General features: G+C 50.6%; 11 protein-coding genes and 1 pseudogene. All 12 read right to left on the reverse strand.

The genetic code is table 11. The features are described 5' to 3' along the window. Positions 1-1283: pseudogene (locus Q0336_RS07280) on the reverse strand (capsular exopolysaccharide family protein); the annotation flags it as partial. Positions 1284-1293: 10 nt separating this feature from the next. Then, positions 1294-2178, reverse strand: coding sequence for a polysaccharide biosynthesis/export family protein (locus Q0336_RS07285; protein WP_298527197.1), 885 nt, complete (start codon positions 2176-2178; stop codon positions 1294-1296). Between the two features lie 22 nt (positions 2179-2200). Continuing rightward, positions 2201-2797: a sugar transferase gene (locus Q0336_RS07290; RefSeq protein WP_298527199.1), complete on the reverse strand. Its 597-nt coding sequence runs from the start codon at positions 2795-2797 to the stop codon at positions 2201-2203. A gap of 11 nt (positions 2798-2808) precedes the next feature. After that, entirely contained in the window at positions 2809-3924 is a 1116-nt protein-coding gene (locus Q0336_RS07295; protein WP_298527201.1) for a glycosyltransferase, read from the reverse strand. A 284-nt stretch (positions 3925-4208) separates the two neighbouring features. After that, complete coding sequence (locus tag Q0336_RS07300; RefSeq protein WP_298527204.1) at positions 4209-5321, reverse strand: glycosyltransferase family 1 protein; 1113 nt, start codon at positions 5319-5321, stop codon at positions 4209-4211. Then, on the reverse strand, positions 5318-6421 hold the full coding sequence (locus Q0336_RS07305; RefSeq protein WP_298527206.1) for a glycosyltransferase family 4 protein: 1104 nt from the start codon (positions 6419-6421) through the stop codon (positions 5318-5320). Before Q0336_RS07305 ends, Q0336_RS07300 begins: the two co-directional genes overlap by 4 nt. A 41-nt stretch (positions 6422-6462) precedes the next feature. Then, the gene (locus Q0336_RS07310) at positions 6463-7740 is read right to left on the reverse strand and encodes a hypothetical protein (RefSeq protein ID WP_298527208.1); all 1278 of its coding nucleotides are present in this window, start codon (positions 7738-7740) and stop codon (positions 6463-6465) included. 18 nt (positions 7741-7758) lie between these two features. Next, on the reverse strand, positions 7759-8745 hold the full coding sequence (locus tag Q0336_RS07315; RefSeq protein WP_298527211.1) for a glycosyltransferase family 2 protein: 987 nt from the start codon (positions 8743-8745) through the stop codon (positions 7759-7761). 353 nt (positions 8746-9098) lie between these two features. Further along, positions 9099-10421, reverse strand: a complete 1323-nt coding sequence (locus Q0336_RS07320) for an OmpA family protein (RefSeq protein WP_298527214.1) — start codon at positions 10419-10421, stop codon at positions 9099-9101. A 398-nt stretch (positions 10422-10819) separates the two neighbouring features. Beyond that, positions 10820-11623 carry a ribonuclease III gene (gene rnc / locus Q0336_RS07325; RefSeq protein ID WP_298527217.1) on the reverse strand — a complete coding sequence of 268 codons (804 nt, stop codon included), beginning with the start codon at positions 11621-11623 and terminating at the stop codon, positions 10820-10822. A 43-nt stretch (positions 11624-11666) separates the two neighbouring features. Further along, a complete protein-coding gene (fabF, locus tag Q0336_RS07330) occupies positions 11667-12923 on the reverse strand; it encodes a beta-ketoacyl-ACP synthase II (RefSeq protein WP_298527220.1) in 1257 nt (418 codons plus the stop codon). Between the two features lie 33 nt (positions 12924-12956). Next, complete coding sequence (locus Q0336_RS07335) at positions 12957-13193, reverse strand: acyl carrier protein (RefSeq protein ID WP_021667753.1); 237 nt, start codon at positions 13191-13193, stop codon at positions 12957-12959. Positions 13194-13337: the final 144 nt, after the last annotated feature.

The raw sequence follows: 13337 nt of genomic DNA on the forward strand, positions 1-13337 counted from the left end.
AGCTTAGAGAAGAGATCTGACTGATCTCGCTCAACGCTCTTGAGACGAGCTCTTAGGGCATTTGCCTGCTGGTTCAGGATCTCGATGGCAGCCTTGCGAAGCTGATCGAGCGTGGCATCATACTCAGCGATGACGGGATTCTGCGTGCTACCACCAGAGCTTTCTACGAGCTTGTCACGCTGGAACTTCAGCTGGTTATACTGCGTGATATGGCTATCCAGCTCTTGGTCTGGCATGCCGATATTCAGAGGCATGAGCCCACCACGCTTGCTGGGGCTATTCAGCTGAGAAAGCATGTAGGAGACGAGCTTGAGTTCCTTCTCGATCTTGATGGAAGCGTCTTCCTCTTCGAGGGAACGAGCATTGTAGCTCCCGACCTTGGAGGAGAAGTCAAGCGTCTTATTGCGAGTAGAGAAGCGAGCCATATCTTGCTCGACAATACCGAGTTCTCGACCTAGGGCTTCCAGTCGTTCGTTGACAAACTCTGCCGTATTCCTAGAGACCTGGTTACGCATCTCTACTTCCTCCTGATTGTATGCCATCACCTGAGCAGAGAGGATGTCAAGAGCTCTTTTGAGAGTCTTGTCGCGGAGCGTAAGCGTAAGCGTAGAAGCCTGCTTCTCGGGCTGGGAGATTATGACCGAGTGCTGATAGAAGCGTACAGCATCTACGAAGGGGATACGATTAACTTCGATCTCAGAGTAAGCCCATGGTGAGTTGAACCCACTTTTTGGTTCGACGACGAAGCGTGTATGACCAAGACTGACGGGCATCCCGAGAGGGATCACCTGAGTGCGTCCAGTCTCGGGGAACTTGATCGACACATGACCCGCATCCTGATAGGAGACACGGAAGGTATTGGAGACATCCAGCGTGTCCAAGAACGTCACCGTGAAGGGAGACTCCTCATAGAGCTCTAGGGTGCGCAGCCCACTCTTGACATTGTAGTAGACATTAGCACCAGAGAGTCTCACGGCACGCTGCATGACACGGCGTGAAGCGAGCTGGATACGTTCGTTGGAGACATTGAGGCGAGAGCTACGCATATAGCGGAGCATGTTGTCATCCACCATCGTACGCTGCGAAGCATCACGAATGAAGATCTTCACCTCCCCTTCGTAAGCGAAGGGCTGACGAGCATTGCGATAGAGGGCAAGGGCAACAACGATCCCGACACAGAGGATGTAGATGAACTTGTACCGATAGAGGTACATGAAGATATCGACGAGGTTCAGTTCTGAGGTCTTGTCGCTCGGTCGATTAGAGGTTAGCTGTTCTGGCATAATGATGCGTCTATCGCTTGAGGACCGAAATAATTGCTAGGGCAGAGAGGATAGCAGAGGCAGCTGTCGAGATATAACCGATGGCCGTGCTGACCTTCTGGTCGGTGTCGCGCGTACGGTATTTGTACTCTGCATAGATGATATCATTCTGCTGCAGATAGAAGGCTGGCGAATCAAAGATACTCTTTGAGAGCATATCAAGGCGGTAGTAGACATACTCACGCCCTACACGGCGGATGACACTCAGCCTAGAGTAGTCAGCCTGATCGGATAGACCTCCTGCTCGAGAAAGTAGCTCTAGGATATTGGTCTGAGCATTATCCAGATGGAAAGAACCGCGATCTACAAGTCGAGTTTGATTTCCCCCCGACAGGGTACGGTTGACTTCGAAAGCTCCGAGGAGATATACTCTGAGGTTGTCGAAGGAGGTCACGACATGAGCATCCTTGAGATAATTGCCTCCGATGAGCAGGTTCTTAATGTGCTCACTCACTTGCTCAAGGCTAAGCCCTGCGACGGAGATATTGCCGAGGACGGGGAATTGGATCTGCCCATCGACATCGACAAGATAAGACTTGAGCGTGTCTGCAGCAGCTACCGTCGGGCCATTCTTTAGGAGCGCTTCGGCACGCACGCTGGTAGCAGTGCTCTGAGGAGCAGCGAGTCTTGAGTTGAAGGGCAGAGCTAGCTCGGGAGAAGCTAGGCTCGTCACCGTGATACGTAGCTTGTCGCCCTTCTGGACGATGATCCCCACATCATGCTTGACTCCATAGGCCTTAGCGACCTCGATATCTTGGAGGTAGTTAGTACGCTTAGCTGAATCACACGACGAGAGTGTGAGGAGTGAGAGGGTAGCGACGGCTATCCCCCATATCCGGAATAATCTCTTGGTCATTATCGTGAAAAAATGTTTATGCTTAGAATTTCTTGCCAAATATAATGGAAATAGCGGTAAGGAAGATAATCTTGATATCGGTAAAGAGCGAGTAATTATCAAGATACTCCAAGTCTAGTCGGAGACGCTCAAGCATCTTCTCAATCGTGTCTGTATAACCATTATACAGGGTAGCATAGGAGAAAAGGCCTGGGCGCACCGCATAGAGTCGCACGTAGTCTGGGTTGCGCTCCATGATCTGGTCGATGAAGAACTGGCGCTCAGGGCGAGGGCCTACGAACGACATCTCCCCCTTGAGCACATTCCAGAGCTGAGGGAACTCATCGAGATGGTGAGCTCGGATGAATGCTCCGACGCGCGTCAGACGACTATCGCCATCGCTATAGAGCTGGGGGCAATTATCCTTCTCTGCATCCATACGCATGGAGCGGAACTTATAAAGCGTGAATGGCTTCCCCTTGTAGCCTATACGGACTTGACGAAAGATGACATCTCCCGACGGATCCTCACGCTTGATCATGAGGGCGATCACAGCCATCACGGGAGAGAAGATCAGGAGGGAGACAAGAGCAAAGACAAAGTCACATGCTCTCTTAATTACGCGTTCAAATGCATTCATAAACCTTATAATTATTTATTGAGTAGTTGGGTATAAGTCTCGATCAAACTATTGATCATTTCGTCCTTAGTGAAGGTATCATCGAAGCGCTGTCGAGCCCCCTGGCTGTAGCGCTTCCACAGCTCGGGATCTGCGCAGATCTTCTGGATAGCTCCAGCCATAGCTTCTGGATCTCGAATCGGCACATTGAGCCCAGAGACATCATGAGCATTGACCCAAGATACGCCTGACTCTGGGATCTGAGTCGCCACGACAGGACGGCTCAGCGACATAGCTTCGATGAGCACAATCGCATAGGCTTCGGTCTTCATCGTCGAGCTCAGACAGAACACGTCACAAGCTCCGAAGTAAGCAGGCTTCTCCTTCTCCTTAATCCCCCCGAGAAGGGTTACTCGATCCTGGAGCCCCAGCTGTTCAATCTGTTGCTGAAGTTCCTCCTTCAGAGGGCCATCGCTACCGATCAATAGGACATACTCATCAGGTAGGTGGGTCATCGCAGAGACAAGGTACTCATACCCCTTGTAGCCCACGAGACGGCCCATGCTGAAGATGATCTTCTTGCCTGGATACTGAGCTCGGATATCTTTGATCTCATCAGATAGCCAGGGATAAGGATCAACCCCGATAGGTAGATAGGCAGTCTTGTGCTGCACATCCTTGAGGAAGGGAGACTCCTGTACGTAGATGGGAGTAGTTCCGAGGATAAGATCTGCTCGACGTATCAACCAATTCTGCAACGGCTTGAAGAAGCGGAGGAGGAACTTCTGCTTGAGGATATCACTATGCCAATGCAAGACCACCTTGCCTCGATACCCCGAGAAGAAAAGAGCTAGAGCAGCCATGGGGTCAGGGTGATGCACATGGATGATATCGTACCTACGACAGATACACCGAAGGCGCCAGATCAGCTGCGGAGAGATCATCGTCGCTGCGATCTCTGCTAGCTTCTGGGTGCGCAGGACTCGTGCATTCTCGGAGAGTATGACATTCTCCGTATTGCCGTTCTTAGAGACACAGAGCATATCAGAGGGAAAGCCTCGCTCAGCTAAGCCCTGGGTAAAAATCTCCATGACCTTCTCCACCCCACCCTTGATGGGATAGAACTTACCAAGTTGTAATACTTTCATTATTGTTGTGCCTTTGTTCAACGAGGGTGTATGTGTAGGCTGCGAGAAGCCTTAATATCACTACACCTCGAAGATAGTGTAAGAAACCAGCTCAAGTAATCCGCTCCTCTGCTTCATCCATCACATCAAAGACTTCAGAAGGGCTGAGACCATGAAACCTTAGCTAAATTAGAGAAAGAAAAGAACCCATTCATGGGGGACTAGGGTGACCCATTCATGGGGTCCGAAAGCACCCCATACATGGGGTACTCAAGCAAAGGATAATACCTCCCATCAGAGAGGCATCAATCCTCGGAGAGAAGAAGCTCAAAGAGCTCGGCCCAAGAGCTTGCCTTGGGCTGCTGTAGCGGGTGATGAGGGACGGGCTCCAGAGCCCCATGATCCCCAGCAAGGACACGCTCCATAGCATGGGCGAGTGATTCTGCTGACGTAGGATCAAAGAACCCTACCTCACGAGCACCCGCTGCCGTCTCGTGTGCAAAGGGAAGATCAGAGAGGAGCATCGGCCGATCATAAGGAAGGAATTCCGAGATCGGCAAGCCCCATGTCTCGACACGCGACGGGAAGACTAGACAATTTGTGCTTGCATAGGTGGCTTGAAGTTGCTCCTTAGTCATGAAGCCTGAGAAATGTAGACTCGAGACATGCCCCCAAGTCTTGCGAAGCCAAGAGGCATACTTATTCTCCGAGCCGTCGATCGTCAGGATCACACGGAAGACTCCCTTACCCACCCGCTCCTCCAGATGCTGAGTAGCCTCACAGAGGAGTTCAAAGTTCTTATGGACATCTGCTGTAGCAGCATAGAGGAAGGTGAAGGGTTGCTTGACATCCTCCCCTAATGAAGCTTGAGTCGGGAGAACCTCTCGCTGCGGAGGAGCTACGACGAAGCGATCTTCGGGAAGCCCAAACATCCGACTAAAACCCTCTCTAAGCCACTGCTGCTGGACAACAAGATAGCGATTTTTATGGATACCGATCCGATAGGCAAAGCGAGTGAACATCGCAAACAGTGGGATCTTCTTATCAAAGCGGAAGTCGCTCCATCGCCAGCGTAGGAAGGGGAATGAAGTCTGGCAATACACCGCCTGACGGCGAGCCTTCACCCGTGGGGTCGTATCATGGAGGGAGAGCCAGAGGTCAATCTCGCCAAGCTCCCGTGAGATCTGCCCCATCGTGACATATTCACACCAGAGGCGCTTTCCCCACCCTTCGATAGCCCAAGGCAGCTCGATATAGCAAATGTTGGGGTAGTCTGCGAGCTCACGCTTATGCACCAGTGCAACCACCTCATACCCCATACGAGGAGCCCACTCGGAGAGGAAGGAAAGGCACTTCCGAAGGATGGTGAGTGTCCCCCCCTTCCGGAGATTGACAGCAGAGATGACTAGCTTCTTCATAGCACAGACGAAGACTTAGCGGGGACAAGTTCAGAGAAGAGCTTAAGCCACTTCTCCATCACAGCATCTACTTCGTAGCGACTAGAAGCCTCTCGAGCCCGCTGGCCCATGTGGATACGCTCTTCTTCGGAAGACATTAGGGAGCGCATGGCCTTGAGGAAGAGAGCATCCTGCCCCATCGGCACGAGGAAGCCATCCTCTCCATCATGGATCACATCACGAGGACCACAGGGACAAGCAAAGGAGACGATAGGAAGACCCATCTGCTGCGCTTCGATCAAGACCATGGGTAGCCCTTCGTAGCGAGAGGTCATCGCATAGATCGAGGCACTGAGATAGACCTCCTTCATCTGGTGGGTTGGCTGGGCTAGCGTCACTGAGCTAGATACTCCAAGCTCTTTCACTTCTTGCTCTAATTGTCCCCTCTGAATCCCATCTCCATAGATCTCAAGTTGCCATTCAGGGAAGTCTGGCACTAGACGAGCCCACAGCTGAAGCAGCTTGGAGAAGTTCTTCTGAAAGTCATAGCGCCCGACTGCAACAACCTTAGTAGCTGTGCAGGAAGAGGTCTCCTCGGAAGTAAAGGGAAGAGGATTGGGGATCACTCGGATATGGGGAAGGGCACCCCAATAGCTTTGATCCTCAGCCGTCAAGACGACGAAGCGATCAAAAGGCATCACCGTCCGCTCATCCAGCTTGGTGCGCAGGATATCAACAAGCCTCCAGAGACCAGTGCGCCCATACTGCAGACGCTTAAGCTTAGAGAAGTGATACTCCAAGACCTTCTTACTCCCATCCTTGATCTGGGGGAGGAAGGAGGCATCATCTCCAAACATAGAGATCACTATATCAGCACGAAGCTCCAAGAGCAAAGCACGAAGACGCTCCTTATGCAAGCGCTTCTTTCGTGGGTAAGCTAAGAGCTTAGATAGGATGCCCTGACCATTATTCTCATCATAGTTGATCCCAAGGTCATACTGCTTGACAGGCTCTTCCAGAGGGAAGAAGGGCTTAGCCCCACGTTGGTCTGTCGTGATGATGATGAGCTCATGCCCAAGAGACACGAGGTAGTTCACCTTACGTGTTAGGACTCGCTCCATCCCCCCAGAGTTGGAGGTAGCTGGAATACAATAGGCGATTCTCATGAGGCAATAGATTCAGCTGGGGTTATTCCATTGATGCGATCGCTCTCTTCGTTGTTGAACCAGAAGAAGAATGCGTAGATCATCAGGATATCCGTAGAGACCTTTATCCATACAATGAACGTCATCGCAAGGAAACCCATAAAGAGCCAAACATAGCGGGGATACTTGCGAGCAAAGTAGTAGGCATAGTAGACAAAGCTCATCGCAAAGACCACAAACCCCGTAAGCCCAGAATAGAGGATTAAGCGACAATAACCAATATCCGTATGATAGGCCCAGGATCCATAGATCCCATTCCCGATGATCCAAGTCTTGGTATCCGTAGGCCATATCCACATGGTCTCTAGGACCTCTGTTGACCCAGTAGTGAATTCTCCCTGCTCTACAAGATTAAAGAACCCCTCGAAAGCAAAGCGCAACAAGTCATAATAATATTCATCTGTATTGTATAGATAAACCCCAACACTTGTCATCAAGATAGAAAATAAAATGAAAGCCCACACAAGATAACTTCCTCCTTGAGCCCCCCCCCCTCGTTTGGTCAACTTCTGTAAAAACACCAAGAGTAGCCCTATCGCTGTTCCTGTAAATGTAGTACGAGAGACCATATTCCCAATCCCCGTGATTAAGAAGAAGGAGAACAGCAAATAAAGTGCCCCTGACTTATTACTGCGAACAGACTTATCTACTCCCAATATGGCTAAGATAAGGATTAAAACAAGCGCAAAGCGTACCCCCGCTAAGTCCAACGATGTACTAAAACAACGAATGCGATCAATTCTGTCAAAGAAATCTCTTTCCCAGAGCACAATCTTAGCATTGAACTCATCAAACTCTGGACTATTATCCATGATAAGCCCTGTGACGCACTGGAAAAGTGTTGCAGCAACCAGATAATATGTAAGAATGGGAAGGGTGGCCGTACCGTGTGTGATCCGAATTAAGGCTATGGTCGGATAGACGCTGAAAATCCAAACGAGGAAAGTGGTGACATAGTTGGCGTAACTATAGTCATCCGTCGCATTGAATTCAATGGCAAAAATATTGATGATGGAGTAGAGGCCTGCAAAAATCAGACCTATCACCATCACCTGAGGCAACTGTACTGTACGGCTATTGCGACGCAAGAGACTATCGTAGGCAAACCACAATAGTCCTATGACGGCCACAATCATCTTCGTATTGGGGCCATTAGGAAAAGCTGCTAGGTCAAAGGAGTAATATGAGCAGGAGATTAGTACCCCTATGGCGATCATTAGGAGGAGCTTCCTCATAGATAGTGGTGCTTAGGGCTACTTATATAAGATTTTATACAGCCACCGCATGATGACCTTATTGTATAGTACGACAAACCAAAATTGCTTCTTCGCCGCCATATACTGCAGAAGTTTTGTGCGGAAAGGAAGACTGCTATTCTTCAAGATATACGCATTACTCTCCGGATACATTGTACTCCAGCGATCAAAATCTTCACGCTGAGTCGAAATCAAGAGAGGAAGCTTAAGGTTTAGCTTCAATTGGTGAAGGAGCTCTAGCTCTCGAGCACTAGCGTGTTCCTTAAGATAGGACTCCAGCTCTCGAACATTTGTCTCCACCTGCTGCCAATGCTCTGGGCGATACACACTCGTGATCTGCTGATCAGAGCGAACATAAGTATAAAGAGGTTCGTGGATGATCGAGACTGAAGATGCACGATGAAGGAGCTTCCCCAGAAGCATCAAGTCCTCGCCCATATTCACCCCAGGGAGGAATGGAGAAGGACCAGCTGTATCCAGCAGGGAGCGACGGATCATGAAGAGCCATAGATTCCACTTCATCTTCCCTGCGAAGATCTGATGCAGAGCTTCTATTCCCGTCTTCACCTCTGGCTGACTGATACGACGAAGGCTATCACCTTGAGACAAGAGGTATTCACAACCGATAATATCGGCTCCCGTCTCTTGAGCTCGATCAACAAAGAGCTGGATAGCACGGGGATCAAGCATATCATCAGCATCTACAGAATAGATATACTCCCCTCGGACGGCAGGGATACCCGTGTTTCTTGCTGATGCCACCCCTCGATTGACTTCATGATGGAGGAGATCCACCTCCATCCCCAGTTCCTCGAGAAGAGGCTTCTGCGTCTCTAAATAGGCAAGCCCACCATCAGGACTACAGTCATCGACGAAGATGATCTGCAGGTGACGATAGGTCTGGGCTCTTAGCTGAGCAAGGCAAGCAGGCAGGGTCTGCTCGGCCTTGTAGACGGGGATAATAATCGAAACAAGGGGCGTCATAGGAAGAGGGATCCAAAGGAGCCAAAATACATGAGATCACAGAAGAGGTGTACAATTGGGTCACAAGGACTCTTATCTCATGGAGCTCCGCATAAACAGATCTCTTCGGAGATCTGCACCGAAGGGCATTTGCTAAGAATTGTGCACGAAGACTCGTACACAATCATCCCTCATCATGAATAAAAGGAAGCAATCCTTCTCGGCAGAGCTTCATGATGAGGATATCGGCACTAAAGAGGAATGATCTCCCCCAAGAAACGCTATTTAGGCTTCTAGAGGGAGATCATTCTTTAGCGCACACCCCTCGACGTGACGAGCACGGCGAGGGATGGCTAAGAAATAGCGAGATACTCTTATTCAGCCATCTTGCTCAGTACAGAGCGGCTGCAACGTGGGTCGTTGTAGTACATATTAGCTACACCACCCTTAGAATCCTTCTGGAGCTGAGATTCAGATACACCGAATTCCTTCACGAGGCAGTTGTAGACAACTTCAGCACGCTTCCGAGCAAGGAAGATGTTACGCTTCTTGCTACCCGTACCCTTATCAGCGAACCCAGTAATCTGGTAGACGAGCTTGGGGTTAGCCTTAAGCGCATCTGCAAGGAAGCCGAGGTTGACGCGGTCCTTGTTGCTGAGCGTCCAACGGTTGATTGGGAAGGTTACGAGGAGAGGAATAGCTGAAACGACATTCTCAGGCGTAACTTCGCGGTTGAGAGCTTCCTCTAGCTGACGACGAAGGTCGTTGTTCTGATTTTCGAGGTCGCCAAGGCGGTTACGAAGATCGTTGAGGACATTCTCATTGACACGAATGGTCGTGATGGTGCTACGATCCCAACCACGACGGGGGATGTTGTAGCTAACACCAAGGGTAGCGGTCAGAAGACCTTCACCCCAGCGGCCAGCGGTGAGAGCGATCTTACCCTGAGGCGTGAGCGAAGCATCTTCCTGGTCGAAGTGGTCATTGAAGAAAGCACCACGAACATCGAAGTTGATATCCCAAGCACGGTTGATACGGAAGCGATTGAGGATACCGATGTTAGCTGAGACTTCGTGAGAGTGCTCACCAGAGACGGAAGCTCTCTTGAGGCTGGTAGCAAAACCAAGGCCAGCGTAAGGGATCAGCGAGTAAACGCGATCTTCATTGTACCCACAGACGAGCTGAGTAAGGTTGAAGAGCACATCAGCATGAGCGTGGATATACTCCTGTTCCGTTTCGTAGAGAGGGTAACCAACGCTAGCAGGAGTATGCTGATAGAGCTTACCCTTCTGAGTAGCAGGATTCCAGTCTACGATGTAGCCTGCATAGTTCTTATAGTTCACATTGGGGTGAGCAAGCGAGTGACCAGTCCAACCGGACACACCCTTGATCTTGTAACCATTAGCCCCAAGACGAATCCCAAGACCTGGCGTAAACCACTTACCAAAGTAAACTTCGAAGTTAGGGGTGAGACGATCGACGAAGCGCATCTGCTTGTCGTGGTCACCGAAATACATCTGGGCACCAGCACCGATACCGATGAACCAGTTTGCACCAAATCTATTCGTTTCGACTCTGTACTTGTCTGCATCTCTGACTTCCACCGTATAGACGGAGTCAGTCGTCTGCTGTGCGCGCAGTGCTGGGGCCATAGCAAGGCAAGCGACCGCTGCAACTAAACTCTTTTTAAACATCATGTTCAACTTAAATATATTACGTTTTTTGATCTGTAATCGTAATTAACACTAGGCTCTACAGGCGGGCACAACCGACCAGAGAGCAGAAGACCGACCCTCACACACCACACACAGTTAATCTAGGGAAGGAGAGGATCTGGGGAGAAGAAAGCCCATCCGCCAAAACTTCAAGGCTACGCCACAACAGTGGGACCCGCGCAAGTTCCTCACAAAAGAGGATACCTATACACGTGGCAAAGATATAGCTTTTAAATGTAATTACAAATACTCACAACTCTAGACAGATCCTCATTGCCACCGCATTCCCAGGCAGACAATCCCATCGAGACTCATCATCAAGAATGAATCCGAAGCAACACCTAGCCCCCACAATTCAGGCTCAGAAGAGGGGGATTAGGCTAACCTCGGGAGAGGGTACCTCCGGCGAGCTCTGCCGAATCTCGCCCCAGCTCTGTCGCAACAGAGGCATCAGCTTGGCACAAAGCCAGGAGTGCTCGATGGGCGGCATCTTGATGTGCAACCTTCTTATTCGGGCCACTCCCAACTCCGACCTTGCGTCCATCTACATAGACAGCACAGACAAAAGGAGCGCCACTGCGTTTGGGTTCTTGAAGCATCCTGAAGTCTAGGATCAGATGATGCTTCTGCGTCCACTCCAGAAGGAGGGACTTATAGTTCGTCGTTTGCTCTCGGAGACTTACCTCAAGCTCGAGGAAGAGGGGGAGCACCTTCGTCAAGACAAACGACTCGGCTCGTGCATAGCCATGATCGAGGAAGATAGCCCCAATGAGAGCCTCAAGAGCATTCCCATAGATATCGGCGCTCCCCTGACGAGCCTCTCGACGAATCTGGAGGAGTCGATCGAGCCCCATCTGTTGAGCCACCGCATTATTCACAGCACGCTTAACAATCGCACCTCGGCGCTTGCTCATCTCACCCTCATCCCAGTGTGGATGCTGGCGATAGAGGTAGTGGCTCATCGCAGTGGCAAGGACAGAGTCGCCAAGGAACTCTAGGCGCTCATTATTTACCTTAAAGCCCTCTGCATCGAGCTTACTCATGGAGCTGTGCCGGAATGCTAGATCGTAGAGCTCTGGATCCCTAGGCTCAAAACCGAGGAGTTCGACGAGTAGGAACAGAGGCTCCTTGGGCTTTCGCCCAAAGAGCCTCATAAGTCCATCTCGCAGAATACGTATAATCATAGAGCTATGTCCAGATCTTTGATGATACGCTTCGTGGAGCGAATTACTTAACGTACTTCTTGAAGATCACGCTCGCATTGTGCCCACCGAACCCGAAGGTGTTCGAGAGAGCAGCGCGGACAGTACGATGCTGAGCCTTATTAAAGGTGAAGTTCAGCGTATAGTCGATCTCTGGATCCTCATCATCTGCAGCGTGGTTGATCGTAGGAGGTACGATATCCTCTTCTACAGACTTCAGAGCAAAGACAGCTTCGATAGCTCCAGCAGCCCCGAGGAGGTGACCCGTCATGGACTTCGTAGAGCTGATGTTCAGCTTGTATGCTGCATCACCGAAGACTTCCTTGATTGCCTTAGACTCGGAGATATCTCCGACAGGCGTAGATGTCCCGTGCACATTGATGTAGTCAATGTCTTCAGGAGCGAGACCAGCGTCCTCTAGAGCATTCTGCATGACGAGCTTGGCTCCCAGCCCTTCGGGGTGGGTAGCTGTCAGGTGGTAAGCATCTGCAGAGAGACCCGTACCGACGAGCTCTGCATAGATATGCGCACCACGAGCCAGAGCATGCTCTAGCTCCTCGACCACAAGGCAAGCAGCACCTTCGCCCATGACAAAGCCATCACGCGATGCGCTGAAGGGACGTGAAGCACCCTGAGGATCATCATTGCGCGTGGAGAGTGCATTCATTGCGTTGAATCCACCGACACCAGCAGCACAGATGGAGGCTTCAGCCCCCCCAGTGATGATCACATCTGCCTTACCTAGACGGATGAGGTGACAAGCATCGATCAGTGCGTTCGTCGACGAAGCACAAGCCGAAGCTGTCGAATAGTTAGGACCATGGAAGCCATACTTCATCGAGACATGACCTGCTGAGATATCAGAGATCATCTTAGGGATGAAGAAGGGGTTGAAGCGAGGTCCTGACTCAGCGTTGTAGCCACGCACCTCCTCTTCGAAGGTACCCAGCCCACCGATACCGGAGGCGATGATGACCCCGACACGGTTTTTATCAGTCTTCTCTACGTCAAGCTTGGAATCGGCGATACTCTCTTCAGCTGCCACCATGGCAAATTGAGCATAGCGATCTAAGCGGCGAGCCTCCTTCTTATCGATATACTTAGCGACATCAAAATCCTTGACCTCACAAGCAAACGTGGTCTTGAACTTAGAGGCATCGAAGAGCGTGATGGGCCCTGCCCCACTCTTACCAGCTATGACAGCCTCCCACGTCTCGCGAGCCGTAGCTCCGAGAGGTGAGATAGCGCCTATTCCCGTGATGACGACTCTTTTGAGTTCCATCAGCGAATTCCTTTTATCTGACAAGCGGGCTGATTAAGCCTTCTTGCTTTCGATGTAGCTGATAGCGTCACCGACGGTCTTGATACCCTGAGCGTCCTGGTCGGGGATCTGGATATCGAAAGCCTTTTCGAACTCCATGATGAGCTCTACGGTGTCAAGAGAGTCAGCACCGAGGTCGCTGGAGAAGTTTGCTTCTGGAGTTACTTCGCTAGCTTCGCAGTTAAGCTTTTCGACGATGATTTCTACTACCTTGTCGTTGATCTGTGACATGATTCTGTTTCTTACTTGTTTATAATATTCTTACTTTACTTGCATTCGGTTACCTTTGTACCCATAGAGCACTCAGGGCTGATGCATCCGAAGCCTCACCTCTTAGGCACTGAGCAGACACTGCACAGATAGGCTTCATCTGTG

Origin of the sequence: uncultured Porphyromonas sp. (genome assembly GCF_938039215.1) — a bacterium.
Classification (GTDB): domain Bacteria; phylum Bacteroidota; class Bacteroidia; order Bacteroidales; family Porphyromonadaceae; genus Porphyromonas.

Bases quoted from the DNA above. Each gene is read 5' to 3' on its own strand.
- Q0336_RS07285 (WP_298527197.1), bottom strand. From the start codon at position 2,178: ATGACCAAGAGATTATTCCGGATATGGGGGATAGCCGTCGCTACCCTC.
- Q0336_RS07290 (WP_298527199.1), bottom strand. From the start codon at position 2,797: ATGAATGCATTTGAACGCGTAATTAAGAGAGCATGTGACTTTGTCTTT.
- Q0336_RS07295 (WP_298527201.1), bottom strand. From the start codon at position 3,924: ATGAAAGTATTACAACTTGGTAAGTTCTATCCCATCAAGGGTGGGGTG.
- Q0336_RS07300 (WP_298527204.1), bottom strand. From the start codon at position 5,321: ATGAAGAAGCTAGTCATCTCTGCTGTCAATCTCCGGAAGGGGGGGACA.
- Q0336_RS07305 (WP_298527206.1), bottom strand. From the start codon at position 6,421: ATGGAGCGAGTCCTAACACGTAAGGTGAACTACCTCGTGTCTCTTGGG.
- Q0336_RS07310 (WP_298527208.1), bottom strand. From the start codon at position 7,740: ATGAGGAAGCTCCTCCTAATGATCGCCATAGGGGTACTAATCTCCTGC.
- Q0336_RS07315 (WP_298527211.1), bottom strand. From the start codon at position 8,745: ATGACGCCCCTTGTTTCGATTATTATCCCCGTCTACAAGGCCGAGCAG.
- Q0336_RS07320 (WP_298527214.1), bottom strand. From the start codon at position 10,421: ATGATGTTTAAAAAGAGTTTAGTTGCAGCGGTCGCTTGCCTTGCTATG.
- rnc (WP_298527217.1), bottom strand. From the start codon at position 11,623: ATGATTATACGTATTCTGCGAGATGGACTTATGAGGCTCTTTGGGCGA.
- fabF (WP_298527220.1), bottom strand. From the start codon at position 12,923: ATGGAACTCAAAAGAGTCGTCATCACGGGAATAGGCGCTATCTCACCT.
- Q0336_RS07335 (WP_021667753.1), bottom strand. From the start codon at position 13,193: ATGTCACAGATCAACGACAAGGTAGTAGAAATCATCGTCGAAAAGCTT.